This is a genomic window from Halobacillus aidingensis (assembly GCF_900104185.1).
In the GTDB taxonomy this organism is placed as follows: domain Bacteria; phylum Bacillota; class Bacilli; order Bacillales; family Halobacillaceae; genus Halobacillus; species Halobacillus aidingensis.
On record NZ_FNIZ01000005.1, the window covers coordinates 1 to 24982 of the forward strand.

Annotated in this window: 29 protein-coding genes; 17 read left to right on the forward strand and 12 right to left on the reverse strand. The window is 43.0% G+C overall.

The genetic code is table 11. From position 1 onward, the window contains the following. The first annotated feature begins 356 nt into the window (after window positions 1-356). Window positions 357-551, forward strand: coding sequence for a YwbE family protein (locus BLS23_RS06140; RefSeq protein WP_089651673.1), 195 nt, complete (start codon window positions 357-359; stop codon window positions 549-551). 85 nt (window positions 552-636) lie between these two features. On the opposite strand, the gene BLS23_RS06145 is transcribed toward BLS23_RS06140, so the two are convergent. From BLS23_RS06145 to BLS23_RS06165, 5 genes are all read right to left on the reverse strand, one after another. Next, window positions 637-1035 carry a hypothetical protein gene (locus tag BLS23_RS06145; protein ID WP_089651674.1) on the reverse strand — a complete coding sequence of 133 codons (399 nt, stop codon included), beginning with the start codon at window positions 1033-1035 and terminating at the stop codon, window positions 637-639. A gap of 421 nt (window positions 1036-1456) precedes the next feature. Further along, window positions 1457-2458 (reverse strand): acrylyl-CoA reductase family protein, encoded by a 1002-nt coding sequence (locus BLS23_RS06150; RefSeq protein ID WP_089651675.1) that lies wholly within the window; start codon window positions 2456-2458, stop codon window positions 1457-1459. 21 nt (window positions 2459-2479) lie between these two features. After that, window positions 2480-2671 carry a hypothetical protein gene (locus BLS23_RS06155; protein ID WP_089651676.1) on the reverse strand — a complete coding sequence of 64 codons (192 nt, stop codon included), beginning with the start codon at window positions 2669-2671 and terminating at the stop codon, window positions 2480-2482. A 114-nt stretch (window positions 2672-2785) separates the two neighbouring features. Then, window positions 2786-3421, reverse strand: a complete 636-nt coding sequence (locus BLS23_RS06160; protein ID WP_089651677.1) for a hypothetical protein — start codon at window positions 3419-3421, stop codon at window positions 2786-2788. A 399-nt stretch (window positions 3422-3820) separates the two neighbouring features. Then, window positions 3821-4549: a hypothetical protein gene (locus tag BLS23_RS06165; protein ID WP_341845036.1), complete on the reverse strand. Its 729-nt coding sequence runs from the start codon at window positions 4547-4549 to the stop codon at window positions 3821-3823. Window positions 4550-4703: 154 nt separating this feature from the next. Between BLS23_RS06165 and BLS23_RS06170 the strand changes: the two genes are divergently transcribed. Then, window positions 4704-5264: a M15 family metallopeptidase gene (locus tag BLS23_RS06170; protein WP_089651881.1), complete on the forward strand. Its 561-nt coding sequence runs from the start codon at window positions 4704-4706 to the stop codon at window positions 5262-5264. 39 nt (window positions 5265-5303) lie between these two features. Here BLS23_RS06170 and BLS23_RS06175 read toward each other — a convergent pair whose 3' ends face one another. The 4 genes from BLS23_RS06175 to mreBH form a co-directional block, all read right to left on the reverse strand. Beyond that, on the reverse strand, window positions 5304-6224 hold the full coding sequence (locus BLS23_RS06175) for a ketopantoate reductase family protein (RefSeq protein WP_089651678.1): 921 nt from the start codon (window positions 6222-6224) through the stop codon (window positions 5304-5306). Window positions 6225-6245: 21 nt separating this feature from the next. Continuing rightward, window positions 6246-6617 carry a DUF1428 family protein gene (locus BLS23_RS06180; RefSeq protein WP_089651679.1) on the reverse strand — a complete coding sequence of 124 codons (372 nt, stop codon included), beginning with the start codon at window positions 6615-6617 and terminating at the stop codon, window positions 6246-6248. A gap of 26 nt (window positions 6618-6643) precedes the next feature. Next, window positions 6644-6949, reverse strand: coding sequence for a hypothetical protein (locus BLS23_RS06185; RefSeq protein WP_089651680.1), 306 nt, complete (start codon window positions 6947-6949; stop codon window positions 6644-6646). A 438-nt stretch (window positions 6950-7387) separates the two neighbouring features. Next, complete coding sequence (mreBH, locus tag BLS23_RS06190) at window positions 7388-8395, reverse strand: rod-share determining protein MreBH (protein ID WP_089651681.1); 1008 nt, start codon at window positions 8393-8395, stop codon at window positions 7388-7390. Between the two features lie 163 nt (window positions 8396-8558). Here mreBH and BLS23_RS06195 point away from each other — a divergent pair, with 163 nt between their 5' ends. From BLS23_RS06195 to BLS23_RS06215, 5 genes are read left to right on the forward strand one after another with little or no spacing between them, the layout of a single operon-like run. After that, window positions 8559-9302, forward strand: a complete 744-nt coding sequence (locus BLS23_RS06195; RefSeq protein ID WP_089651682.1) for a YkgJ family cysteine cluster protein — start codon at window positions 8559-8561, stop codon at window positions 9300-9302. Then, window positions 9292-9933 (forward strand): MOSC domain-containing protein, encoded by a 642-nt coding sequence (locus BLS23_RS06200; protein WP_089651683.1) that lies wholly within the window; start codon window positions 9292-9294, stop codon window positions 9931-9933. The genes BLS23_RS06195 and BLS23_RS06200 overlap by 11 nt, the downstream gene beginning before the upstream one ends. A gap of 14 nt (window positions 9934-9947) precedes the next feature. After that, window positions 9948-10403, forward strand: coding sequence for a nucleoside deaminase (locus BLS23_RS06205; RefSeq protein ID WP_089651684.1), 456 nt, complete (start codon window positions 9948-9950; stop codon window positions 10401-10403). Between the two features lie 11 nt (window positions 10404-10414). Beyond that, window positions 10415-10786: a DnaJ family domain-containing protein gene (locus BLS23_RS06210; protein WP_089651685.1), complete on the forward strand. Its 372-nt coding sequence runs from the start codon at window positions 10415-10417 to the stop codon at window positions 10784-10786. A gap of 60 nt (window positions 10787-10846) precedes the next feature. Further along, a complete protein-coding gene (locus BLS23_RS06215; protein WP_089651686.1) occupies window positions 10847-11512 on the forward strand; it encodes an SOS response-associated peptidase in 666 nt (221 codons plus the stop codon). Between the two features lie 652 nt (window positions 11513-12164). Here the strand turns inward: BLS23_RS06215 and BLS23_RS06225 are convergent. Further along, the gene (locus BLS23_RS06225) at window positions 12165-13556 is read right to left on the reverse strand and encodes an alanine/glycine:cation symporter family protein (protein ID WP_089651688.1); all 1392 of its coding nucleotides are present in this window, start codon (window positions 13554-13556) and stop codon (window positions 12165-12167) included. 221 nt (window positions 13557-13777) lie between these two features. On the opposite strand from BLS23_RS06225, the gene BLS23_RS06230 reads away from it, so the two are divergent. From BLS23_RS06230 to BLS23_RS06240, 3 genes are read left to right on the forward strand one after another with little or no spacing between them, the layout of a single operon-like run. Further along, window positions 13778-14245 (forward strand): low molecular weight protein-tyrosine-phosphatase, encoded by a 468-nt coding sequence (locus tag BLS23_RS06230; protein WP_089651689.1) that lies wholly within the window; start codon window positions 13778-13780, stop codon window positions 14243-14245. A gap of 11 nt (window positions 14246-14256) precedes the next feature. Beyond that, on the forward strand, window positions 14257-14586 hold the full coding sequence (locus BLS23_RS06235) for a YtxH domain-containing protein (RefSeq protein ID WP_089651690.1): 330 nt from the start codon (window positions 14257-14259) through the stop codon (window positions 14584-14586). A 22-nt stretch (window positions 14587-14608) separates the two neighbouring features. After that, on the forward strand, window positions 14609-15439 hold the full coding sequence (locus tag BLS23_RS06240; RefSeq protein ID WP_089651691.1) for a YihY/virulence factor BrkB family protein: 831 nt from the start codon (window positions 14609-14611) through the stop codon (window positions 15437-15439). A 46-nt stretch (window positions 15440-15485) separates the two neighbouring features. On the opposite strand, the gene BLS23_RS06245 is transcribed toward BLS23_RS06240, so the two are convergent. Next, window positions 15486-17396, reverse strand: a complete 1911-nt coding sequence (locus tag BLS23_RS06245) for a heavy metal translocating P-type ATPase (RefSeq protein ID WP_089651692.1) — start codon at window positions 17394-17396, stop codon at window positions 15486-15488. Between the two features lie 233 nt (window positions 17397-17629). Here BLS23_RS06245 and BLS23_RS06250 point away from each other — a divergent pair, with 233 nt between their 5' ends. The 6 genes from BLS23_RS06250 (at window position 17630) to BLS23_RS06275 (ending at window position 22832) form a co-directional block, all read left to right on the forward strand. Then, window positions 17630-18511, forward strand: a complete 882-nt coding sequence (locus BLS23_RS06250) for a transporter substrate-binding domain-containing protein (protein WP_089651693.1) — start codon at window positions 17630-17632, stop codon at window positions 18509-18511. A 10-nt stretch (window positions 18512-18521) separates the two neighbouring features. Further along, entirely contained in the window at window positions 18522-19214 is a 693-nt protein-coding gene (locus BLS23_RS06255; protein ID WP_089651694.1) for an amino acid ABC transporter permease, read from the forward strand. 371 nt (window positions 19215-19585) lie between these two features. After that, the gene (locus BLS23_RS06260; RefSeq protein ID WP_089651695.1) at window positions 19586-20371 is read left to right on the forward strand and encodes a metal ABC transporter ATP-binding protein; all 786 of its coding nucleotides are present in this window, start codon (window positions 19586-19588) and stop codon (window positions 20369-20371) included. Beyond that, on the forward strand, window positions 20364-21218 hold the full coding sequence (locus BLS23_RS06265) for a metal ABC transporter permease (RefSeq protein ID WP_089651696.1): 855 nt from the start codon (window positions 20364-20366) through the stop codon (window positions 21216-21218). Before BLS23_RS06260 ends, BLS23_RS06265 begins: the two co-directional genes overlap by 8 nt. Further along, entirely contained in the window at window positions 21218-21628 is a 411-nt protein-coding gene (locus BLS23_RS06270; RefSeq protein WP_089651697.1) for a Fur family transcriptional regulator, read from the forward strand. The genes BLS23_RS06265 and BLS23_RS06270 overlap by 1 nt, the downstream gene beginning before the upstream one ends. Before the next feature lie 136 nt (window positions 21629-21764). Next, complete coding sequence (locus tag BLS23_RS06275; RefSeq protein WP_089651698.1) at window positions 21765-22832, forward strand: metal ABC transporter solute-binding protein, Zn/Mn family; 1068 nt, start codon at window positions 21765-21767, stop codon at window positions 22830-22832. Window positions 22833-22919: 87 nt separating this feature from the next. Here BLS23_RS06275 and BLS23_RS06280 read toward each other — a convergent pair whose 3' ends face one another. Continuing rightward, window positions 22920-24092, reverse strand: coding sequence for an MFS transporter (locus BLS23_RS06280; protein ID WP_089651699.1), 1173 nt, complete (start codon window positions 24090-24092; stop codon window positions 22920-22922). Between the two features lie 153 nt (window positions 24093-24245). Here BLS23_RS06280 and BLS23_RS06285 point away from each other — a divergent pair, with 153 nt between their 5' ends. Then, window positions 24246-24638, forward strand: coding sequence for an OsmC family protein (locus BLS23_RS06285; protein ID WP_089651700.1), 393 nt, complete (start codon window positions 24246-24248; stop codon window positions 24636-24638). Window positions 24639-24982 lie beyond the last annotated feature (344 nt).

Below are 24982 nucleotides of genomic sequence, written 5' to 3' on the forward strand. Positions count from 1 at the left end.
AATAAGGTGTGGGAACAGGGTCTGGGAAACGTCCGCATGAAAAGCGAATGGAGACACGAACGTGTGTGTTTTTCTACTGACTGATCCAAAACACTCCAAATCGTCGTTTCCCTGACCCCGTATCCATGGCCAGGAATTGTCATTCATTATTTCAACTAGGTAAGGCTGCCCTTAAGGCTACGGGGAATGTGCTCACCGCGCTCCCGCGGAAAGCGAGCTATTCCCCGCAGCCCCTATGCACTCACCAAAAGTCTCGGAACTGAGTCTTCCACAATCGGGAGCTTTAGTTGAATAAGACTTAATGATTTGGGAATTGTGATAGAATACGGGGGAGACTGAATGTGGAGGTTCCAAAAATGAATGGACAAAAAAGAAGTGACATTAAAATAGGGGCAGAAGTAGATATCGTCCTGAAAAAAGACCAGCGAACAGGTGCGCTGACCAGCGGGAAAGTAAAGGACATTCTCACAAAGTCCCCGAACCACCCTCACGGAATAAAAGTACGCTTGGAAGACGGTCAAGTCGGTCGAGTGAAAAACATACATTCCTAGGAATAGCTCCATTGCAAAAAGAAAGAGCCCATGAAAAAACATGGGCTCTTTGACTTTTAGAGAGATATTTAAAAAGTAAGTATGGTTACATATGGCTCTTTTGTCTTTCAAAATTTCTATATGGCATTTCAATCGTAAAAAAAGCACCATCTTCATCTTCTGTAATCGCAAGAATCGTGTACTCCGCACCGAAGATTTGCTCCATGGCATAGTCCCCGTTATCGAAAGGCTCGCCATCAATGGAAAATCCCGTTTTCAGCAATGTATGACGGTCTTCTTCTGTGAACTTACTGATTTCATTGAGCTGGACCATTGGACGGACGAGTGTGTCTCCTTCAGGTTCATCAAGAAAATCGTAGTTAATCTGTATGTTTACCAAATTCCGGGCTTCGCCGAGCATATCCAGTACGATGGTTTTGAATTCTGATAAGTCCATGAGAAAGCGGACATCTTCCGGTTCAATACGGTCTAAGTACCGGGACATTTCATAAGCCTCCTTCTATACTTCTATGGCTTATATTACCATGAACGAATCTCTTTAAACCTATATAAATTGGAAAAGCGAGAAGGACTGCAGTCCTTCTCGCTTTGTATACTTTCGGAAAATATCAAGTTTTACCTACTTGTTTTTAAAACAAGTGTTGTGGAACTTTGTCCATGTTAATGCCGCGGTTCAAAAATTCTACATGGTAGTTTTTGGCAACTTAAACGACGCAATCCCTACCTCTATTGCATCCTTACAGCTCCGAAGCTGATCCAGTGTGATTAAGTTGTATCAAAACGTAGCAGAATGCCAGTCTCATACAAATCACTCTTTTCTTTTCCGAGTTACCTTCTTTTGAAGGCACTATCAAAACATTATAAACTCTATATTTATAGTTGTCAATAGTATACGTTTTGGGAAACTACCATCCATTCATAAGTTTCACGATCGACCGACCGCGTGTTTTTCCTTGTAGAATATTTTCGAGTGTTTCAGGAACTTCGTCCAGAGTATGAACGACTTTAATCCGGTCGAAGACTTCTTTGGTTTTTAAGTCATTGGCCATGCGATGCCACACTTTTTTCCTAAGGTTCATTGGGCAATTGACGGAATCAATACCAATAAGACTTATACCCCGTAAAATAAAAGGGTAAACCTGTGTCGGCACTTTAGTACCTCCTGTTAATCCGCTTACCGCTGCAGAACCTCCATACTTCAATTGACCAAGAAGGGAGGCGAGCTGTTCTCCCCCAACAGGATCGACAGCGCCAGCCCAACGTCCGCTTGCTATGGATCGAAGCTTTCCATCATAAACCTCTTCACGAGAAATGATTTTAGAAGCGCCTAAGTCTTTTAAGTATTCTTCATGTTCAGGGCTCCCTGTGCTCGCTTCCACGGTATAACCTCTTTTAGCAAGCATAGCAACTGCAATGCTGCCGACACCGCCGGAAGCTCCTGTCACAAGCACGGGTCCCTGCTCAGGAGTCAAGCCGTTCTCTTCTAATCGGTGAAGGGAGAGGGCAGCGGTGAAACCGGCTGTGCCGTAAATCATCGCTTCTTCTGTCGTTAATCCTTCTGGAAGAGGGACGACCCATTCGGCCGGGATGCTCGCGTATTCACTATACCCACCATGATGGTTGACGCCGATTTCATAACTGGTAGCGATCACGTAATCGCCCTCTTTAAACTTTTCATCAGAGGAACGAACCACTTCTCCCGCCAAATCAATGCCTGGTATGATCGGATAATTTTTGACGAGGGGGTTATCCGGTTGGGTAACCATCCCGTCTTTGTAGTTGATGCTGGAATAATGGACTTTAATTAGAACATCGCTTGAAGGTAGGTCCGAGAAAGAAAGTTTTTGCACCGAACCATGTACACCTTCTTCGCTCTGATCGACTTTATATGCCTTGAAACTTGTCAACGTTTCACCTCATTTCTGCTTTTAAGGACGAAGGTCCTCATCGTAGTCTTCTTCCGTAACCGAGTCCTGTTTGGATTTTCTTCCTTTATCCTGTTCTCGTTCTTCTTTTTTTACTTCTTCATCAGGAATGCCGTCAATCAAGCGTTCTTTTTTTAATTTTTCTTGAAAACTTTGGTCGTTTTCAGATACTTTGTTTCGTTTTTGATCAGCCATCTCTTTCACCTCCAAAAAATGGGTGTCTCGGTTATGATTCCTTTTTCAATAAGGAGTTAAACGTTGATCAACCAAGTGAGTCATGAAAAAAACCGCCCATATTATGGCGGCTTTTTATTTATCGGTGAATTTGTTTTTTATGGATTGAATCAGTGGAGTTTGCATTAAGTAATCAAACGTTGTGCTGATCACCAGCCCGTGAATGATGACTCCGAGGATGGTGAAGACGACGATGATGATATGTCCAGCCATCGTTTCTGGTTCAAATCCAGACCTCCCGAAGAAGGTGAGGGAAAGGATGGCGCTTAGCCACGCATCTCCATAACTGTCTAATTCATTTTCAATTAAATTTAAGGGGATGATCAAAAGGAATACAAGAATGAATGTGGCTCCAGTCACCGTTAAGAGATGCTGTCTTTTAAGGAAACGTATGAAGGGCATTGTGTAATACTTTGTGATGGACTTCAACCTCAAGAGATGAATGATTCTAGCAAATCTCGCAAACTGAAAAATCGCATCAAGGGGAATGGCAGCAATGACAATGAAGGGGTGTTTCTTTATGAATCCCCATTTGCTATCAGCTTTATATAAACGATAAAGGAAGTCGAGAAAGAAGATGGACCATGTCGTCCAAACGATCACACTGTTATAGCCGGTTTGCTGCCATATAGTGGCGACAGAAAGGGCGGCAAGAGCGACCATGAATAATTCATAGAACGTTTTACTGGATTTTCTAGTCTGTAGTCCCATCGTCACGTCTCTCTCCCTGATTTTGTCGATTCGACACTATTATATCATTCTCTTAAGTAGAGAACATTAATTTTGGCGGATGTAATTAGCCCCGGCCTCTGTGATCTGTGTGTCTGCCCCGCCGCGTTTGATTGTAACGAATCCTCTCTCTTTTAACTCTGTCAACACTCTACGAATCTGCTGTTCTGATAAAGAGATGGATTCGTCTTGAGAAATAAACTTTTTTATTCATTTGAGCATCCACGAGACTCCTGGTGGGAAAAGAGCCCTGGCTGAGACCTCGCGATCAGAGGTTGAGGATGATACTGGACCCCCGCGGAAAGCGGTGATTTCTCAAAACCTAATAAAAGTTTCGAAAATGAGTCTTCCGAAATAGGGAGCTGTTGTGGGAGGTGAGATTTATAGCTTCAGGAACTTTCTAATTCTGTACCATTTTCTTGAGATTAAGATTTTCTTAGGTTTGATGAAGCCGTCCCTAAACTGGTAGAGCTCTCCGTTCTCTTCTTGAATCCCCAGCACTTCCGATCTTACCTGCTGCTTCATGTACTTCCGGAATGGAAAGGATCTGTATTTCTTTGGATGATAAAAAGGTCTGGAATAGAGATGTGGATATTCATAAAGAGTGCCCTCGTAAATCAACTGGAGTTCTTCGTGGCCGCGGAAATCATCTGGAGTGACAAGTGCACTGGTTTTGTGAAAAAGATTGCATCCTGCTCGCTTAAGTACTTCAGCTACGAATTGGGAGCAAAAATAACTGGATTTTACATGAATGGGCTGGTTTGTAGGTACCCCTAAGAGACCTAAGTAATTGTAAAAGTAAGTTTTATAGTTTTTAGCGAACGCTTTAAGAAGACGCTCGAGCTTTTGATATTTTCTTCTTGTCATTTTTAATTCATAAACCGCACAAGTCGCGTAAGGATACCAGCTGAAGGTCCCTTGAACAAGGTCTTCCTGAACGAATCCGCCCCAAAAAGGGTTTGTCGGTCGACGCCTTCCGAAACTATATAAACGCTTCATGTTTTTATCTAGGGAGAGAGAAGCATGGTTATAGGGGGCTGCAGTGAATGCTTTGATGGCCTGATTTGTGATCGTACCTGTGTTTGATAGTAATAAGTAGACGGATTTCATAAGGCTTCCTCCAAATTGGATGTTTCTGTAAATATACTATAGGAGACTATGAAAAGGAAGTTATTCATTTCTCTATTAAGCTCCTTGTGGTATTCTCAAATTAATCACTAAATGAATAGAAGGGAAGCTGGAAGTGCGCATTCTAACGAACCTGATGAACTTTTTCTTTTTTGCTGGCGTGGTTGCTCTAGTAATTTTCTTTTTGGTCCCACAAGTAGAAAAGGAACTTCCTCAAGGTGTTTTTTATAAAAAAGATGTCCCCATGCCCACGAACCTTCACCCGACGGTAGAAAAACGCAAAGATCAGCTGGTCGAAACGGTACAGGAAGCAGGAATTAACATCGTCATTACGGAAGGTCACCGTTCTGTTCAAAGACAGGATAAGCTCTATAAACAAGGCCGTTCTTCTGAGGGGCAAATCGTCACTTATGCAAGGGGTGGTGAGTCCTATCATAATTATGGTCTTGCTATCGATTTTGCACTTGAGCACGAAGACGGCCGGGTCATTTGGGATACAGAATACGATGGAAATGGAAACGGACGATCGGATTGGTTGGAAATTGTAGATGTAGCTAAAGGTCTTGGGTTTGAGTGGGGAGGCGACTGGGAAAATTTTAAGGATTATCCTCATTTGCAAATGGACTTCGGATTATCGATCAGGGAATTGAAAAGAGGAAAGCGGCCGGAAGTAGACGAGTATGCAGATGAAGAATAGATAGAAGAGGGTGCCCCGAGTTGGAGCACCCTTTTTTTCTCATTGTTGATATTCTTCGTAAGGTTTGATCATCGCATGGATGGTTTCGATATAAGGCATGCTCAATCCGACTTCGCTGCCTAGGCGTAAAGCTCCGCCATGAAGGTGTTCAACTTCCAGGGGCAGGCCTTTTCGTCGATCTTGATGCATCGAAGAAGTCATTTCATGATCGAATCCACGTAAGTGTTCAAATGCTTGCTGCACTTGCTCGTCTGTCAGACTAATGTTGTGAGCATTTGCGAGTTCTTTCATTTCTGTAAGGATTCGCTCTGCAATACGGAATGTTTGAGGATAACTTCGTACAACACCAATGGGTTGATTAACAGCTGTTGTAATTCCGGAAAATGCAGTGATAAACATGTATTTCTTCCACATGTCCTCTAAAATATTCGTACTTAACGTTCCATTCATATTCGCCTGGTTACACGCGAGGGCAAGTTCTTCACAGATGGCTTGCTGAGAAGTATGGAGCGGGCCAAATACAAGGTCATGGAATGGACTCGTATGGACAACATGACCAGCTTCATCAAGGGTTGCAATGATGTAAGAAAGTCCACCGATAACAGCTTCCTCTCCCAATTCTTTTTGCAAAATACTGATGTGTTCCATGCCATTTAAAACGGGATACACTTTTGCTCCTTTATTTACCAAAGCTTTCAGCCAGTCCAATGTACCATGAAGGTGGTAGCCTTTGACGGCAAGAAAAACAAGGTCAGGGCTTTCGATTTCCTCTGGGCTCCTCGCAATCACAGGATCTGGAACTTCGTAATCCCCCATTTCGCTATGTAGCTTCAAACCGTTTTTTTCAATCTGCTCGGCTCTTCCTTCGCGGACAAGGTTAATGACTTCATGACCAGCTTCCTGCCAGCGTGCTCCAAAATAGGCACCGAGGGCTCCTGCACCTAAAACTACGATTTTCATATTCCGACACCTCCGAAGAAATTATGCTTCTAACTCTTTACTGCGCTCTGTTGTAAAGCTTGAAGTAATAATTCTGGTCGTTTCTACAACATCTTTAATGTGATCATCTAAATATTGGATGATATCGTCGAATCCTGCTGTTCTCATGATCTCATGATAATGATCTTCGCTATTGAATATGGATTGACCGAGAACGAGTTCCTCATCTTCCTCCACATCAACAACATTCAAAAATCCCATGGATCCTTGGCTGCCGGTCAATTTATTGGAAAAATAAATATTATGATCGAGAGCACCATGAGATTTTAAGAGATTTCCTGATTTTCTACTCAATTCTATGAATTCATCCAAATTCTTTTGTTTTACTCGAAATAGGCATATGACTGTAAACATCTCTACTCCCCCTGCACTATAGGTTATCAGGATTTATTATCCAGACTTGTGGACCGTCCAGCATCTATTAAAAGAACAATGGCAGTCACTGTATGCATGACCCAGCCGACAATAGGAATTGCTCCTATGGCGCTTGTGATCATACCGAGAATACTTCCTGCGTAGGAACGCTTATCCTTAGCTGATACTACGAGTGTGATCAAGTGGAAAACAAACATGAATAAAAGTGGCAGCCATCCGTTACTGAAAATGAACGCTCCGCCTGCTATAGGAATAGCTAAGAATGCTTCACTCCCACCTGTTAACCACTTGAGTAAAGAAGATAGTTTCATTGGAATCTGCTCCTTATTGCGTAATCTTTTGCGATAGATGGAAGAGTGGAATAATCGGCCTTACCCTCATCTTTCCACTCCGTGGGTTTTCGAAACATTCTACCAAAAGCGTGAATTAATCTCTACTTTCATTAGCATATTTCGACACAACTAATGCTATTTCCTCTCTTGGGAGGGGATTTTCGTTTTGAATATTGTTACTTTTAAGGTAGTAGGAAGGCAGAAAACAATAAAACCCCCGGGATTGCCGGAGGTTTTTCATTTTTTGAATTTTATTAGAACGCCGAACTCCCAGGGCGTTTCCGCATTTCGAATTGTCCGGTTCCACCACCCAGACTCTCGAGACATAAGCCAATCGCCTCCGTGGAGGAAGACCGCTCCACTGCGCCGCTTGTCTTATGCTTGTCGAGTCTCCCAGGGTGGTTCCACACTTCATTCTTACTTACTTGCTTTTTGCAGTTTCTGAATCATTTTCAAGCTGCGGCCGGTTCCGATGGCTACGGATTCTAGTGGGCTTGGGGCCATGTGTACGGGTACGGAAATTTCGTTGGACAGCCAATCTTGCATGCCGTTGAGCAAGGAACCGCCTCCGGTAAGGATAACACCGTGGTCTACGATGTCTCCACTTAGTTCCGGTGGGCAATCTTCAAGGGTTGCACGAATCGTTTCAAGCAGTTGTTCAAGGGATTCTTTCAGGGCTCCTTGAACTTCCGTGGACTTCAATTCAATGGTTTTTGGAAGACCTGTGACCATGTCGCGACCTCTTACTTCCATTGTTTCTTCTGGGTGCTCGATCAGTGCGTAGCCAATTTCCATTTTGATTTGCTCGGCTGTGCGCTCTCCGATTAATACGTTGTAAGCTTTACGGACGTGCTGGATGATTTCCTCATCCATGACGTCTCCACCTGTACGGATGGATTTGCAGGATACGACACCACCGAAGGAAATGATGGCCACTTCACTCGTTCCGCCACCGATATCTACGACTACGTTAGCAATGGGTTCATCAACGGGAAGGTCAGCACCGATTGCGGCTGCGATTGGTTCTTCAATCAAGTGTACATTTTTGGCTCCGTAGCTTTTCACTGCATTGTGAATGGCGCGACGTTCTACAGATGTTGAGCCTGAAGGTGTGCATATAACGACGGTCGGTTTACGCATGGAGATTCCGGATTTTTTGGATACTTTTTTCAAAAGCTCCTTCAACATTTGCGCGGTCATATCATAATCAGCGATGACACCATCTCTCAACGGGCGGACAGGGATGATGTTTCTCGGTGTCTTTCCGACCATTTCTTTTGCTTCTTTTCCTACAGCTACCACGTTTTTCGTTTCTGTGTTGTAGGCGACAACAGACGGTTCGTTAAGTAAAATTCCTTTTGATTTCGAATAAATCAATATATTAGCAGTACCAAGATCGATACCGATTTCTGCGTTTGATAACATGTAGACGTACCTCCAAAGGTGAAATAATCTATTTATATATCTTCTCATATCATAGGATTTTTTTGGGGGTTGAACAACAGGAAATTCGTGGTCGGGGAGAAAGTGGTGTCATAAGTCTCCCCCCGTGTATAATGGGACTAACGATAGACAGAGGAGTTTTTCTATGAGTTTTTTGAAACATGAAGAGATTATAAAACGGTGTGAAAAAATAAACCAATTGTATGAAATTGATCCTTCTTTTTTCGATGGGATTGTTGATGATTTATTGGATAGTGAACAGGATACGGAAACTGTGATATTGAGTGGTTTTCAGCGTCTCCTGACGGAAGTAGACAACGAAATCGAGCGGATGGAGGAATTCACTTCCATGAAGCCGAATTGTTTTATGGGGTGTGCTTTTTGCTGCTACTTCCCAATTGTCATCACGAAAATGGAAGCGAAAATGTTGTTTCGTTCCATCGAGAACTTCTCGGGAGATCGAAAAAAAGCGATTTATGCGCATTGGGAAAATTACTATGAAAAACAGCAGGATAAATTGCAATTAGCCATGGCCATGGATTATGAAGCACCAGAGACGAAGCTGGAATACAAAAAGTTGAATCTGCCTTGTCCGATGCTGGATCCAGAGACTCAATTGTGTATGGCTTATGAAGTGCGGCCGATTCCTTGTCGTACGTATTTGAACTATAGTGATCCGCAGGTTTGTGCCGATCAGCATATGCCAAAAGAACCGTTCAGCTATGAATTTCTTTATCAATTTTATTTCGGAAGTATCAATGAGTTAATACAGGCGCTCTATGAAAATGGAGAGGATGTTTTTGTTGATTACCCGATGGATGCGTGGAGTTATGATTACCTTCCAGCCTGGATCAAGCAGTGGAAAGAGGGGACCTTAAGTGAAGTATAAACTCTTATCTTTGAATGTCGGCCGTCCGGAAACTTATGAAACAGATAAAGGCGAGTTGAACAGTGCCTATCGGAAAACCCCTGTCAAAGGTCCTGTTCATTTAACTTACTTGAACTTTGAAGGGGATGAACAAGCAGATAAAAAGAATCATGGCGGTCGTGATAAAGCCGTCTGTCTCTATCCAGCCCAGCACTATAGGCACTGGGAAGATCATTACAGCCAAGAATTTAGTTTTCCTTCTTTTGGGGAGAATTTGACTGTGGAAGGGATTGATGAACGGGATGTCCGTATTGGGGATGTTTTTCAGCTCGGAGACGCAGTCCTGCAAGTGTCTGAGCCGAGGAAACCATGCTATATCATAGCCCGCACTCATGGAATCGATGACTTTCCAGCTCGTGTCATGGAAAAAGGGTTCTCAGGATTTTATTTGAGGGTGTTACGGGAGGGAAGAGTGTCCCCGGGGGATGACATGACTTTGATTGAGTCCCACCCCGATGGAGTGACGGTGGATGATGTCAATGAAGTGCGCTACCACGATCGAGATAATACCGCTAAAATTAGACGGATTGTAGCTGTTGAACCACTAGCCGATGGTTTGAAACAAACACTGAACAAGCGTCTACAAAAGTGAGGGGGGAATAGGTCATGAATCCTTTTTCAGAACGGGCCTTAATATTAGCTTTAAAAAATGTGGAGGATGGCGGCCACCCGTTCGGAGCTGTCCTTGTCTGTGACGGAGAAATTATCGCTGAGGGTGTGAATGAACTGCATCTACGACCAGATGTCAGTGCTCATGCTGAATTGGTAGCGATCAAGAAAGCTCAACAAGCACGGGGGTCGATTGATTTGAGTGATTGTACGATGTATGCAAGTGGGGAACCTTGTGCGATGTGTCTCACAGCCATGTATTTTTCTAATCTGAAAAAAGTCATATACTCCCAGTCCGTCGAAGATGCAAGTCGTGTTGGACTTACCCTTTCAGAGAAATTTTATCAAGACCTTGAAAAACCGAAGGACCAACGTGAAATCAAGATGATCCATGAACCAATCGAAAATAAAGAGTTAGATGCAATGAAAGCCTATGGGACGAAGAAAGGATAGGAGGCAGAAAGATGGATTATGGACATTTGATTGAAGAAAAGATTAAACAATCCATGAAAAAAGGGGATTTCGACAACTTGCCGGGGAAAGGAAAACCGCTGCCCAAAGACGAATTCGCTCATCTGCCTCCAGAACTTAGAAACAGTTACCGAATTTTGAAGAATGCCAACATGCTGCCTGAAGAAATGATTCTAAAAAAAGAGATGGTAGAGATTGAAGATCTCCTAACAGAAATTGCAGATCCTCAGTTATCCGCTCACTATAAAAAAGAATGGAAAGAGAAGAAACTGCGCTTTGACATGATGATGGAAAAGAGGAAGTTGAACCAGTCAGGGGCATTTAAACAATATCAAAGCAAGATTGACCGGCGTTTCGGATTTTGAATTCGGGCGGGGTTTTTACTTTTAGCATTGGCTCACGGTGTAACAAAAGGAGGCGATGATATGTGCGGAAGATACACTCTATTAGCAGAAGAAGCGGAAATATTGAGAGAGTACGGAATAGAAAGACCAATTGACGGCTATGAACCACGTTACAACATCGCACCGGGGCAAAAGGTACTGGCGGTCATCCATGATGGAAAGCAAAAGCGTGCAGGTTATATGAAATGGGGGCTTGTCCCATCGTGGGCCAAAGATCCTAAAATTGGCTATAAAATGATTAACGCCAGAAGTGAAACAGCTCATGAAAAACCCAGCTACAAAAGGCTGATGAGTCAAAAGCGCTGCTTAATTGTAGCGGATAGTTTTTATGAATGGCAGAAAACTGAATCAGGAAAACAACCCGTTAGAATTCAACCGGAAAACCGTTCCCTTTTTGCTTTTGCCGGATTGTGGGATCAGTGGGAAGGGGAGGAAGAGTCTCTTTACACCTGCACGATTCTCACTCAGGATGCGAATGAGTTCATGGCTCCGATCCACAACCGGATGCCTGTCATACTGCCGAAAGGAAAGCAGGATCAGTGGATTGAACCAGTGAAATGGTCACCGTCAGATGCCAAAGGCTTTGTTGAACAACTGACCATGAACGACCTCCGTGCCTATGAAGTTAGCGACTATGTGAACTCCGCAAAAAACGAAGGCCCAGACTGCATCACCCCCTTAGCGTGACCATACCTTTATTAAATAATCTGGCAGGATTGTTTAAGACTCAGTTTCGAGACTTTTGTAGAGTGGATGGGGCTGCGGGGAATGGCTCGCTTTCCGCGGGAGCGCGGTGAGCCTCCGCGGACTGCGTCCTGCGGGGTCTAACCATGCACTTTTTTCCCGCAGGAGTCTCGCCATCTCCTCCGCCCCTTTACCATGTGAGTAACTCGAAACCACTTCCTGGAAACTCTGCTTGTATTCTCAAACGAAGTTGATAATATAAAACTCTCCCCAGTGGTCATTCCGAGCGTGAAAGCTTGATTTAGAGCGCTTTATGCCTGCTACTGCGTTGGGGTGGAAAACGCCCCATCTTGGTATAGGGGTCGTTTCTCACCTACATGGAATGGGGTTGTTGGGAAGCTGCGAGACCCCCGTGGGAGAAGGAGATAGGCGAGATCCCGCAGGACGAAGTCCGAGGAAGCTCGGCGCTCCCCCACAGGAAAGCGAGTGGCTTCCCAACCACCCCTGACTCCAAATACGGCAAACGAACCCCGGTTATCTCGAAACTGAGTCTTCCACAATCGGGAGTATTTCTGAAGTTGGGCATCAAAAAAAAGAGCTTACAGCACAATTTGTGGCTGTAAGCTCTTTTTGAATGGTTGATTAGATTCTAAGGTTAACCGGCTTGGCGTTGTTCGCGTTCTTGTTGTTTTTCTTTCTTGGCGACTTTCAGGAACTTGTTCGTTTCGGCCGCTACGACCCCGGATAGGAGTAATAGTCCGATCAAGTTCGGGAAGGCCATTAAGCCATTCATGACATCAGCGAAAACCCATACTGTGCTCAGTTGGGATACGGCTCCTACAAGGACGAATGCTACGAATACTATCTTGTAAACACCGATGAATCGTTGTTTCGTCAAGTAACCGAAGCATTTTTCTCCATAGTAGGACCAACCGACAATGGTAGAGAAGGCAAAGAAGACTAAGCCTATGGTTACAATATACGCCCCTACATCACCAAGGAAAATTTGGAATGAAGTAGAAGTTAAGTCGGCGCCGTCCAGCCCGCCTTGATATTGACCAGCCATGACGATCGTTAACCCTGTCATTGTACAAACGATAATAGTATCAATGAATACTTGGGTCATGGATACAAGAGCCTGGCGTCCTGCATAGTCGGTACGGGCTGCAGCAGCAGCGATCGGTGCAGAACCGAGGCCTGCTTCATTTGAGAACACCCCGCGTGCGACACCATAACGAATGACTGTTCCGAGTAAACCGCCTCCAAGGGCACTTGCGGTAAACGCATCATTAAAGATGGTACCAAATGCCGGGATGACCATGTTGTAATTGAGTATAAGTATAATTAATGCACCAATGACATAGAAAATAGCCATGATTGGAACAAAGAAAGCCGTGACTTTCCCGATACTTTTAATCCCTCCAAGCAATACTAAACCTGCCAAAAGGGTCAACAGAACTCCCGTTACCCATGGAGAAACATTGAACGTGCCTTCCATGACATCAGAAACAGAGTTGGACTGTACCATGTTCCCAATTCCGAATGCAGCGACCGCACCGAAGATTGCGAATAAGAAACCGAGAGGCCGCCCAAGCCACTTCGTTTTCAAACCGCGGGACAAATAATACATCGGTCCGCCGGACATTTCACCGTTTTTTCCTTCAATTCTGTATTTAACGGCTAGGACAGCTTCGGCATATTTCGTCGCCATACCAAAAACTGCTGTCACCCACATCCAGAAAACGGCGCCTGGCCCCCCTAGGACAACGGCCGTTGCAACACCAGCAATATTTCCTGTTCCGATGGTTGCCGCAAGAGCTGTGGTGAGCGCCTGGTAATGAGAAATATCCCCCTTTTCATTCTTTTTCTTCTCTTTGCTTGGTTTGAAAGCAAGCTTTAGAGCGTAGGGGAGCGTTTTAAACTGAAGAAACCCCAGACGGAGTGTTAAATAAACCCCTGTTCCGACTAATAAAACTAAGAGGAACGGTCCCCAGACGATTCCACTTAATTCACTTAAAAAACTGTGTAGTGCACTACCTTCACCCATCATCTTCCCCCTATCCATATAGTTAGTATTCGTTCATATATTAAATATTCCGAAAATTAGGAACAAATGTCAAGGTCATTTCAGTACAAAAATGAAAAAGAACGGTTGATTTCGACATAAAAAGGGAAGATATTTGGGTGAACTGTTTTATATGGGCAGGATTTTCGACGCTTTCATAGAAAATAAACAGATGAGAAATACTACATTGGAGGAACATAATTATGATTCGTGTATTATTTGTCTGCCTCGGTAACATTTGCCGTTCTCCTATGGCAGAAGCAATCTTTAAAGATCTGGTGAAAAAAGAAGGATTGGATGAAAAAATAACCGTCGATTCTGCAGGGATTGGCCATTGGCATATTGGTGCTGAACCTCATGAAGGGACTCGGGCCATCCTTGATGATAAAAGCATCTCTTATGAGGGGATGAGTGCAAGGCAAGTGAAGGAATCCGACTGGGATGAATTTGATTACTTGATTGCGATGGATAATAAAAACATCCAGGACTTGAATGGAATTCGAGAAAAAAATGATGTAGTGGTCGCTAAACTTCTCGACTTCGTTCCTCATTCGAAGGAAAGTGAAGTGCCTGACCCATATTTCACAGGAAATTTTGAATATGTGTATGACCTCGTCCATGAGGGATGTTTTAAACTTTTAGAGAAAATAAAAAACGATCATAATCTTTGAGGAGGATGTTTATGGGACAGAGTAAACTTTGGAAAGGTGTTCTTATAGGAGCTTTGGTTGGAGGAATAACTGCTCTTATGGATAAAGAAACGAGACAGTATGTAGGAGAGAAATCACGAGCTACAGGTTCCAAGTGTCAAAGTTATGTGAAGCAGCCTTCAGAAGCAATCCACAGGATCAGAGTGAATTATGAGGCATTTTCTTCCCAGGTAAATAAAGGAGTGGAAGATCTTCTGGAATTATTGGATAAGGCGGAGAGTATGCTGAATAAAGTAGGGGAAATTAATCAAGAAGTGAAAGAGCAGCTGAGAGCTGTAGACGATTCAAAAGAAGCTTCTTGATCACAAGAGGTGAGGGAATATCGTGAAGACCATCAAGAATTTTGGCAAAGAGCTGTTTACTCGCTTCGGTGAAGATGATGTCGGAGGAATGGCAGCTCAATTGTCGTATTTTTTTCTACTATCTTTGTTTCCTTTTATGATATTCCTGCTTACACTGCTCGGATATTTACATATTGACGAAGAACGAGTGCTTGCTTTCGTCAGTACCTATGCGCCGCCTGAAACGTTCGATTTGATTACGGAAAATGTTTCGTCCTTATTAAGCAGTGAAAATGGAAGTTTGCTATCCATCGGTTTACTAGGCACCCTTTGGGCTGCATCTAATGGGGTCAATGCTATTATGCGAGCATTCAACCGTGCTCATAACGTCAGTGAGAATCGTTCATTTCTTGTATCACGCATCATCGCGATTGTCCTGACAGTGGCAATGGTTTTCGTTATCGGAATTGCTTTTCTGCTGCCTGTTCTCGGTCATACGATCGGCGTCCAACTGTTTTCCGTCTTTGGACTTTCTGAAAACTTTTTGACGTTATGGAATGGGATGAGGTGGGTGATTTCATCCATCATCTTTTACATCGTATTATCTTTTTTGTACGTTATGGCACCAAATAAACGGTTAAAATACCGTGATACCGTCCCAGGGGCGGTGTTTGCCACATTCGGCTGGCAGTTAGTTTCCTTGTTGTTTTCTTTTTATGTGAGTAGTCTTGGGAATTTCTCTGCGACATATGGGAGTTTAGGTACAGTGATTGTGCTGATGATTTGGTTATACCTTTCAGGAGTCGTCATTATTCTGGGAGGGGAAATCAATGCTATGAGTCATCATCGCAGAACGAAAGAGACATGGGGGTAGAACAGATAAAGAAAGGCGGGACCATGTAAGGTTCCGCCTTTCTTCTTTATTTCAATAGTCTGAGCCCATTCAATATCACAAGAATCGTACTCCCTTCGTGTCCGATAACACCTAAAGGAAGATCAAGAATTTGTAAAAAGTTGCTCACAATCAAAAGCATGATCACGATAATGGAAAAAATAATGTTCTGTTTGATGATTTTGTTCATTTTCTGGGAAACTTGAATCGCTTCACCAATCTTCGGGAGGTCATTTTTCATTAAGACCACATCGGCAGTTTCTAACGCGACATCTGTACCTTCGCCCATCGCGACACCGACATCAGCTTCTGCAAGCGCCGGCGCATCATTGATTCCATCCCCGACCATAGCGACATGAGAGAAATGGTCTTTTAAGGTTTTGATTTCCTGGAGTTTTTGGTCAGGCATACACTCAGCGATATAGTTATCCATTCCCACTTCTTCAGCAATGGCTTTTGCTGTGCGATCATTGTCACCTGTCAACATAATGGTGTAAATACCATGCGCTCTTAAGGTTGAAATTGCTGCCTTTGCTTCTTTTCGGACCGTATCTTTCAGGGCGAAGAGTGCGACGATTTTTTCATTTTCTGAAACGAAAATTACGGTCTTCCCTTCTGATGCCAGGACTTCTGCGTAGTTATCTTTATAAGCCGTTGCTTCTTCTTTTCCGACGAAATCGGCTTTTCCGACTTTCCACTCCTTGTTCTTATAATGCCCACTTACCCCCATGCCGCTGTGATCTTTTACGTTTTCGATCGAAGAAAAAACACAGTCATTTTTTTTCGCATAACTTACAATCGCTTGGGCGAGAGGGTGATTGGATTCATTCTCAATGGAAGAAACGATAGAAAGAATGGAACGTTCCCTGCCATTTTCTAATGGAAGGAAATCAGTGACCTCCGGCTCTCCTTTCGTGAGCGTGCCTGTTTTATCAAAGGCGATTGCTTTTAGATGAGAAAGGTGTTCGAGGTGGACGCCACCCTTAAACAAGATCCCATGGCGTGCGCCTTTAGATATGGCTGATAACGTTGCAGGCATAATGGAAGCGACAAGAGCACATGGAGATGCTACAACAAGTAGAATCATCGCCCGGTAAATGGTCTCCATCCACGTCCACCCAAATAGAAAGTGAGGGAGGAATAACATCAGGCCTACGACGGCTAATACGATTTTTACATACGTACTTTCGAACCTCTCAATAAACAATTGTGAGGGGGATTTCTCACTTTGAGCGTTTTGAACCATGGCAATGATTTTATGAAAAAGCGTTTCATTCGATGGTTTGGTGACCGAGACCACAAGACTACCGTCAATATTCATCGTCCCCGCGAAAACTTCTCCTGTTTCTCCTTTGCTTACAGGAAGGGATTCTCCTGTTATGGCACTTTCGTTTAAACTGGAGCTCCCCTTCACAATAGTTCCATCTGCAGGGACACGTTCTCCAGGTTTAATTAATATTTGATCGCTGATTTGAAGTGTTTTTACAGGTACCCATTCATACCCGGCATTTGTAATGAGGAAGGCTTCTTCCGGCTGCAAATGCATCAATGAAGAGATCTCTTTATGGCTTTTGTTCATCGTGTACGTTTCCAGAGCTCCGCTTAGAGCAAAGATGAAGATGAGGATGGCCCCTTCTGTCCAGTATCCAATCGAAGCAGAGCCTATAGCGGCTAGGATCATGAGCAATTCTACATTGAGTGATTTTTCTTTTACCGTTTCTTCTAATCCTTCTTTCGCTTTAGCAAATCCACCAATAAGGAAGGCCGTCACATATAAACTGACATAAAAAGAAGGCGTCCAATGGTGTTCACCATACCACGCTAGTAAGATAAGTAATCCACTGCTTATGGCTGCGATCAATTCAGCGTGTTCCTTAAGAGATGAAGACGATGGTAATTTCCACCACTTCAAGGAAGGGAAGGTTCGTGATTGATTCATACAATTTTCAACTCCTTTTGTTAATTGAGAATCAAAGTCAATTAATATGGGGAACAAGAGTGTTTATTTATAATAATTTTAATTTAATACATATTATTATCATATCATGAAAGGGTGATAATACAAGTGTAAATAATGGAATGGGTAAAAAAGAATCAAGGCAGTTGATATTACAGGTGTCAAGTTGCTATATTAGACAGGTGCAATAAACATATGGAAGGTGGAAATAACGAATGCGCAAAGGTCTTTTATTCATACTTATGCTTATGCTTGCCGGATTCCTCGCTGCTTGTGGTTCAAGTGATGAAGGAGAAAGCAGTTCAGATAGCAATGGAAGCGAAGAGGCTTCCGATAGCAAATGGAGTGAAATCCAAGAAAAAGGGGAGATTGTCGTCGGAACTTCCGGGACGCTTTTCCCAGCTTCTTATTATCCAGAAGACTCTGATGAGATGACTGGATATGACGTAGAAATTATGAGAGAAATAGCGGACCGTCTTGGTCTTGAATTAAAATTTGAAGAATATGGAGTGGACGGACTGCTTTCTGCCATCAACAGTGGCCGTATTGATGCAGTGATTAACGACATGGAAGTGACGAAAGCTCGTCAAGAACAGTTTACGTTTAGTGAACCATATAAATATTCTTATTCCACAATGATTGTCCGTGAGTCTGACTTATCCGGAATTGAGAAATTGGAAGACCTCGAAGGAAAAACACATGGCGGTGGAGCGACTACCGTCTTCTCCCAAATTGCTGAACACTTTGGGGCAGAGACGAAAACTTATGGTAATGTAACCAATGATGTTTATTTACGCGATGTTGAAGGCGGGAGAACAGATTTCATTATCAATGATTACTACTTGCAGTCCCTTGCATTAAAAGCACTGCCTAATATTGAAGTTCAACTACATCCAGACTTGAAGTTCCATCCGACGAACTCAGCCATTGTTATGCCGAATGATGCATCCAAAATGAAAGAGGAAATCGACGCTGTTCTCCAAGAGATGCGAGAAGATGGAACCCTTACGAAGCTTTCTGAAGAGTTCTTCGGTGGCAAGGATGCTTCTAAAAAACCAGAAGCGGACATCCGTGAAATCGAAGGTCTAGAACTGTAAGGAGATCCTTATGTTAGGTATTGAAATAAACGAAATTCAAATCGAAAAGTTATTTAACGCGGAGCGTGCCTGGGCGAACCTTCCTTTTATTCTTGAAGGTGTGCCTTTGACTTTGCTGGTCGCTTTAAGTGGCATGTTGGTAGGACTCGTTCTAGGCTTCTTTTTAGCACTTGCGAGAGGATCGGATCGTGTCTGGCTTAGATGGCCGGCTCGGTTTTATATTTCATTTATGCGGGGTACGCCGATCCTTGTGTATTTATTCGTTTTGTATTTCGGTCTTCCTGTTGTAGGAATAAAAATGCCGGCAACCGTAGCTGCGATTATCGGGTTCGGAACAAACAGTGCAGCCTATATTGCAGAAATCAATCGAGCTTCTCTGAACAGTGTTCCGAATGGTCAATGGGAATCATCCCGCGCGCTGGGATTTACGTATTGGCAGGCGATAAGAAGAATCATCATGCCACAGGCAACTCGAATCGCCATCCCGCCGCTTGGGAATGTCTTTCTTGATTTACTGAAAGCTACATCACTTGCTGCCATGATCTCAGTACCTGAGATTTTGAACAAAGCACAAATTGCAGCAGGACGAACGGTCGATTCGATGACGATGTATATTACAGCAGCCCTCGTGTATTGGCCGCTTACCATGATTTTTTCTGCGCTTCAAGATTACTTGGAGAAGCGTCACAACCGATATCTATAAACGATGAAGCCAGAGCCGTATAGTCAGCTCTGGCTTTTTTCTATTTTACTAATATTTCGCATCACTCCAACGTGAACATGTACCGGGTGCGAAATGTAAGTAAGCTCATACCTGGTACCAAGATGATCGATGAATGTACCAGGTACACATAGTTGAAAGTTCGTACCGGGTACAGAACTAAAAGGATTGAAAAATAGCCTTGATTCGAAAGAGTTCATCCTTTATGATGGACCTTGTGTGTTTAAATCGTAATGATTATCAATTAACTTATATCCTGAAAAGGGAATGCTAGAAAACAGACGTTTTTACTTTGACGTACGTATCCATTATAATTTAATTCGTAATGATTATTATTTCGAAAGGGATTGACCATGGAAAATCGAACAATCGTAAAGTTAGAAAATGTATCTTTTAAATATGATAGAGAATGGGTCGTCAAAGACGTAAACCTGGACATCCAATCTGGCCAGTTCCTCGGTCTTGTCGGTCCGAATGGGTCAGGGAAATCCACATTGATTAAACTGATGCTGGGGCTTGTTAAACCGGATCAGGGTTCCATTCACTTATTCGGTCAAACCTTAAAACAATATCAGGATTGGCAGGAGATTGGATTTGTCTCACAGAAAGCCAACAGTTTCAATTCTGGTTTTCCGGCGACGGTGATTGAAGTCGTGAAGACAGGACTTGTCTCCCGAATTGGAGCATTTAAATTTTTCAATAAAAAACATAAAGAAAAAGCCTTAGAAGCTTTGAGAGTTGTAGAGATGGAGGAATACGCCTACTCCAATATCGGAGAGTTATCTGGAGGACAGCAGCAGCGTGTGTTTATTGCAAGGGCCTTAGTAAGTGATCCATCGTTATTAATCCTAGATGAACCGACGGTCGGAGTAGATGCCAAGCACGTAACGGAATTTTATGATTTGCTCGGTAAACTGAATCAAGAGCAGGGGATTACCCTTTTGATGGTCACCCACGATATTGGGACGATCACAGACCATGCGACACACGTCATTTGTATGAATAAAACGGTCCACTTCCACGGAGCTTCAGAGGAGTATAAGGAGTTTAGTGAAGAGGATCTCAATCAGCTTTATGGTCATTCCGTCCAGCAGCTGACCCATAATCACGAGCATCATGAGGTGAACCACAATGATTGATAGTTTTCTGCAATATGAATTTTTACAAAACGCCGCTATAACAGGGATCTTAATTGGGATTGTTGCTCCATTATTAGGAGTGTTCATTGTGGTTAGACGCCTTTCGTTGATTGCGGACGCCTTATCCCACATCACGTTAACAGGGATTGCCGCAAGCCTGCTGCTTGAAAAAAGAGTGACCGCCGTCAATGACTGGAACCCGATTTATATGGGGATGGTCTTTTCCGTGTTCGGAGCGATATTGATTGAGCGGCTTCGAAAAGTGTATAAACACTATGAGGAACTTGCCATTCCTATTATTCTTTCTGGAGGAATCGGCGTTGGTGTTATTCTCATTTCTCTTGCAGATGGTTTTAATACGGATTTATTTAGTTATTTATTCGGAAGTGTAACAGCCGTCAGCCGTGATAGTATGTGGACAGTACTGGTGATTACTTCCATTGTCATTCTTATCGTTATTCTGTTTTATAAGGAACTTTTCGTCCTATCCTTTGATGAGGAGCATGCGTCTGTGTCTGGTGTGAATGGAAGATGGATTCATTTGTTGTTTATCGTCATGGTCGCACTAGTGATTGCATCCTCTATGCAGGTGGTTGGGATTTTACTTGTTTCCGCCTTAATGACCTTACCAGTGGCCTCAGCGATCCGTATTGCAAAAAGCTTCAAGCAAACGATTGGTTTATCGATCGCATTTGGAGAAACCTCTGTTCTGGTAGGTCTCATTTCGTCCTATCATCTCAGTGTACCTCCAGGAGGAACGATTGTAGTGACAGCTATTTTAATTTTGATTATGTCGATTCTTTACAAACGAGTACGAGCTCAACAATGGATAAAGGGTGAAGCATAATGAATGTAGAGACAGCTTTGCAGAAGTTGAAGGAGAAGGGATATAAGAGGACAAAGCAGCGTGAACGCATATTAGAAATTTTTGTAAAACAAGATCAATATATTGCTGCAAAAGAAATTTTAAAAGAGATTCAAAATGATTTCCCGGGTGTCAGTTACGATACGATTTATCGAAATCTCTATATGCTGACAGACGTGGATATTTTAGAAGCTACAGAGCTTGGAGGCGAAAAGCATTTTCGTTTAGGATGTGATACGCATGGCCATCACCATCACTTCATTTGCACTACATGCGGAAAAACGAAGTCGATCGAGTTCTGCCCAATGGATAGTATCAATGAGAACCTCAATGGATATGATGTCGAAAACCACAAGTTCGAAATTTATGGTAAATGTCCACAGTGTCACTGATCTATGCACTGGATGGAGAAGGAACCTGCGTTTTTAACGCGGGTATCTTTTTTGTGTGCGGCAAAAAGTAATGGTTACTGTTTACAAAGTGTAACGGTTACGATATAATCTTTTTGGAAGACGAGGAGGTCGACGAATGAAAAAACTAGCAATCTTATTATCTTTTATACTTACCATTCTAGTGGTTACTGCTTGTGGGAATGAAGAGACATCAACCGAGCAGAATAAGGAAACAGCAAATGACGAGAATGGGGAGCTAAATGTTTATACAACGGTTTATCCTTTACAATTTTTTACTGAACAAATAGGTGGAGAGACGGTAAATGTACAATCCATTCTGCCTCCCGGTTCAGACGCACACACATATGAGCCAACGACCAAGGAAATGGTGAAAATGGCGGAAGCGGATCTTTTCATTTACAATGGTGCCGGTTTAGAAGGTTATGCAAAGAAAATTTCTGAATCTATTCAGCCAGAGGGTGTGGAGATCCTCGAAGCAGCAGGGGATATCGACCTAAAAGAACATGTTCATAACCATGGAGAAGATGCTCAGGAGGGAGAGGATCATGCCCATGAAGAGGACAGCCACGGAGAAGATGAGCAAGCAAATGAAGAAGACGCCCACAAAACAGATGAACTTGCCAATGCAGAAGATAATCATGAAGGCCACGACCATGGAGAAATGGATCCTCACGTTTGGTTGGATCCCGTTCGAGCGGCACAAATGGCAGAAGGAATCAAAAGTCAGTTGATTAAAATGAATCCAGAACAGAAAGAGCTTTATGAAGAAAACCATAAAGAATTACAAGCGAAATTGATGGATTTAGATCAGGAGTTTCATAATCGTGTAGAATCAAAAACTAAAAGCAAAGTCATCGTTTCTCACGCTGCTTATGGTTACTGGGAAGAGGCTTATGGGATTGAGCAGATTGCTGTGTCAGGACTAAGTCCGACAAATGAGCCTTCTCAGAAAGATCTTGAAAATATCGTTCAAGTCGCCGAGTCAAATGACCTCGAGTATGTAGTCTTCGAGCAGAACATCACTCCGAAAGTTTCAGAAGTGATCCAAAAAGAAATCGGGGCAGAAGCGCTTCGTTTCCACAACCTGTCTGTTTTAACGGAAGATAATGTGGATAGCGATGAAAATTACTTTACTTTGATGGAACAAAATCTAGATGTACTGACTCAAGCATTATCAGAATAAACAAAAGCTGCGGACATGATGGCCGCAGCTTTTTTTCATACATATTCTTTTAGTGGAAGTTTTAGTTTTTAGGAATCAAGAATTGTATCAAGCGTGCTGTGGTTCTGAAGCACTTGGATCTTTTTTGGAAACGGTAGCTGCAAAAACAATGATTAACAGCGTAACAATGACGTAGAAAAACGATAGGTTCGGCCAAAGGTCCAAGAAAAATCCGGACAAGAAAGGTCCTAGAATACTTCCGACACTAAATGCCATTCCGCATAAAATGTTACCCGCAGGAAGAAGGTCCTTTGGCAGCAAGTCTGTCATAAATGAAATGCCTAAAGAGAACAAAGAACCGACGAATAAACCGCCCAGTGCGAAAGTGGCGAAAAGAGCGACCACGGAGTTTTCAAACAGAGCAGCGGCAAGGAAGGCAATGATTCCCCCGGCTACCACGGTCAAGATGACTTTTTTTCTTCCAATCCGATCACTTAAAGCACCTAAAGGAATTTGAGAAAATAAACTTGCAGCAGCAAAACTCGGAATAATCAAGGATAATAAGTTAACATCATGTCCAATCCTCATCCCGTATACAGGGAAGATTCCATGAAGGGTCGCTTCTAGAAATCCATAGGCAAGTGGTGGCAAAAAAGCAACCCAGGCCATACGAATGGCTTTGGCAAACCTTTTGATTGAACTTGTTCCATAGGCTGTGGTATGGTCTTTTTCAGGTGTTTCATTTCTCACCCAGATCATGAATAACCAGACCATTAAACTTAAGAATGAGGAAATGATGAATGGGACATAGATACCGAAAGATAACAAGTTGGTCATCAACGGTCCAAGTGTAAAGCCTACACTAAAAAACAAGCCGTAATAAGCGATGCTTCGACCACGGTTGTGTTTTTCAGCTGTGGCTGTGATCCACGTTTGAGTTCCAAAGTGAAGAATTTGGTCACCAATCCCAATGGTGACTCTTAAAATGAACCAGAACCATAGCGCCTGCCAGAAGGGAAATAAGGCAAGAGACACTATAACCAGGGCCCCTCCAGCCATAATCATTGGTTTATAACCGACTCGTTGAAGCGGTCTTTCCATGAATGGAGAGGAAAGTAAAATTCCTATATAAAGCCCAGTTGCATGCAATCCATTGATAGAAGAAGAAATGCCGTTCTGTTCAAGGATGACAGCGATCAATGGAAGGAGCATCCCCTGGGAAAATCCTGAAATGGTCACGAGACCTATTAAAATCCAGAATCGTGTTTGTTTGGATACCATAAACTGACTGCCCCCTTTTTCATACTTCCTTATCGTATAAGAAATCGATAGGAGGGGACAAGTTTTTCTTTCTCATAAGAAGGTTATTTCCTTACTGAAAACGGTTATTATAAAACTAAAGGCGCAGCATATTGTCAAAGGAGTGAATGAATCATGGACTTTTATTTAAAAGAAAACGGTGTACGCACGTCATTTGAGTACGGCCAAATGAATATTTCTGGTGATGAGACGTTTGGTTTCCGCCCTTATCAGCTTATGGTTGCTTCCATTGCAGGTTGCAGCATCGGAGTTTTTAGAAAGATCCTGGATAAGCAACGGACGGACTATGAGGATATTAAAGTGACGGCCGAGGTCGAGAGAAATCCTGATGAAGCCAATCGTATCGAAAAAATTTATCTTCATTATGTTATTAAAGGGTATCATTTAAATCAGGATAAGTTGTTGAAGAATCTGGATATTTCACAGAAAAATTGTTCCATGGTTCAATCGGTTCAAAATAGTATAGAAGTAGAAGAAACGCTTGAGTGCATTCAACTAAGCAAGTAAAATGAAAGAGCCTTATCCTGAATTTGGATAAGCGCTCTTTTTTTGTGCTTTATCCTATTGCGCATAAGCTTCTTATTCTTGAAGACTAAGTTTCGAGATGTTTGTTGGAATTTGGGGGCTCCGGGAAACAGTTCGCTTTCCATGGGGCGGGCGGTGAGCCTCCTCAGGCTACGCCTTCCGGGGTCTCACCTGTCCCACACGTCCCATAGGAGTCTCACCGTTTCCCCCCGCCCCTTCATCATATAAGTGTCTCGAAACTGCTCTCAAAATAAGGAGCTTGCGAGCGTAATGGAAGATGGTGAGTACACTCTTAAAACAGGAGCACTTATATTCTGAAGATTGCT

What these genes read in the sequence shown, in the direction of transcription:
- BLS23_RS06140 (WP_089651673.1), top strand. Translation starts at nt 357, where the DNA reads ATGAATGGACAAAAAAGAAGTGACATTAAAATAGGGGCAGAAGTAGAT.
- BLS23_RS06145 (WP_089651674.1), bottom strand. Translation starts at nt 1,035, where the DNA reads ATGTCCCGGTACTTAGACCGTATTGAACCGGAAGATGTCCGCTTTCTC.
- BLS23_RS06155 (WP_089651676.1), bottom strand. Translation starts at nt 2,671, where the DNA reads ATGGCTGATCAAAAACGAAACAAAGTATCTGAAAACGACCAAAGTTTT.
- BLS23_RS06160 (WP_089651677.1), bottom strand. Translation starts at nt 3,421, where the DNA reads ATGGGACTACAGACTAGAAAATCCAGTAAAACGTTCTATGAATTATTC.
- BLS23_RS06165 (WP_341845036.1), bottom strand. Translation starts at nt 4,549, where the DNA reads ATGAAATCCGTCTACTTATTACTATCAAACACAGGTACGATCACAAAT.
- BLS23_RS06170 (WP_089651881.1), top strand. Translation starts at nt 4,704, where the DNA reads ATGAACTTTTTCTTTTTTGCTGGCGTGGTTGCTCTAGTAATTTTCTTT.
- BLS23_RS06175 (WP_089651678.1), bottom strand. Translation starts at nt 6,224, where the DNA reads ATGAAAATCGTAGTTTTAGGTGCAGGAGCCCTCGGTGCCTATTTTGGA.
- BLS23_RS06180 (WP_089651679.1), bottom strand. Translation starts at nt 6,617, where the DNA reads ATGTTTACAGTCATATGCCTATTTCGAGTAAAACAAAAGAATTTGGAT.
- BLS23_RS06185 (WP_089651680.1), bottom strand. Translation starts at nt 6,949, where the DNA reads ATGAAACTATCTTCTTTACTCAAGTGGTTAACAGGTGGGAGTGAAGCA.
- mreBH (WP_089651681.1), bottom strand. Translation starts at nt 8,395, where the DNA reads ATGTTATCAAACGCAGAAATCGGTATCGATCTTGGTACTGCTAATATA.
- BLS23_RS06195 (WP_089651682.1), top strand. Translation starts at nt 8,559, where the DNA reads ATGAGTTTTTTGAAACATGAAGAGATTATAAAACGGTGTGAAAAAATA.
- BLS23_RS06205 (WP_089651684.1), top strand. Translation starts at nt 9,948, where the DNA reads ATGAATCCTTTTTCAGAACGGGCCTTAATATTAGCTTTAAAAAATGTG.
- BLS23_RS06210 (WP_089651685.1), top strand. Translation starts at nt 10,415, where the DNA reads ATGGATTATGGACATTTGATTGAAGAAAAGATTAAACAATCCATGAAA.
- BLS23_RS06215 (WP_089651686.1), top strand. Translation starts at nt 10,847, where the DNA reads ATGTGCGGAAGATACACTCTATTAGCAGAAGAAGCGGAAATATTGAGA.
- BLS23_RS06225 (WP_089651688.1), bottom strand. Translation starts at nt 13,556, where the DNA reads ATGGGTGAAGGTAGTGCACTACACAGTTTTTTAAGTGAATTAAGTGGA.
- BLS23_RS06230 (WP_089651689.1), top strand. Translation starts at nt 13,778, where the DNA reads ATGATTCGTGTATTATTTGTCTGCCTCGGTAACATTTGCCGTTCTCCT.
- BLS23_RS06235 (WP_089651690.1), top strand. Translation starts at nt 14,257, where the DNA reads ATGGGACAGAGTAAACTTTGGAAAGGTGTTCTTATAGGAGCTTTGGTT.
- BLS23_RS06245 (WP_089651692.1), bottom strand. Translation starts at nt 17,396, where the DNA reads ATGAATCAATCACGAACCTTCCCTTCCTTGAAGTGGTGGAAATTACCA.
- BLS23_RS06250 (WP_089651693.1), top strand. Translation starts at nt 17,630, where the DNA reads ATGCGCAAAGGTCTTTTATTCATACTTATGCTTATGCTTGCCGGATTC.
- BLS23_RS06255 (WP_089651694.1), top strand. Translation starts at nt 18,522, where the DNA reads ATGTTAGGTATTGAAATAAACGAAATTCAAATCGAAAAGTTATTTAAC.
- BLS23_RS06260 (WP_089651695.1), top strand. Translation starts at nt 19,586, where the DNA reads ATGGAAAATCGAACAATCGTAAAGTTAGAAAATGTATCTTTTAAATAT.
- BLS23_RS06265 (WP_089651696.1), top strand. Translation starts at nt 20,364, where the DNA reads ATGATTGATAGTTTTCTGCAATATGAATTTTTACAAAACGCCGCTATA.
- BLS23_RS06270 (WP_089651697.1), top strand. Translation starts at nt 21,218, where the DNA reads ATGAATGTAGAGACAGCTTTGCAGAAGTTGAAGGAGAAGGGATATAAG.
- BLS23_RS06275 (WP_089651698.1), top strand. Translation starts at nt 21,765, where the DNA reads ATGAAAAAACTAGCAATCTTATTATCTTTTATACTTACCATTCTAGTG.
- BLS23_RS06280 (WP_089651699.1), bottom strand. Translation starts at nt 24,092, where the DNA reads ATGGTATCCAAACAAACACGATTCTGGATTTTAATAGGTCTCGTGACC.
- BLS23_RS06285 (WP_089651700.1), top strand. Translation starts at nt 24,246, where the DNA reads ATGGACTTTTATTTAAAAGAAAACGGTGTACGCACGTCATTTGAGTAC.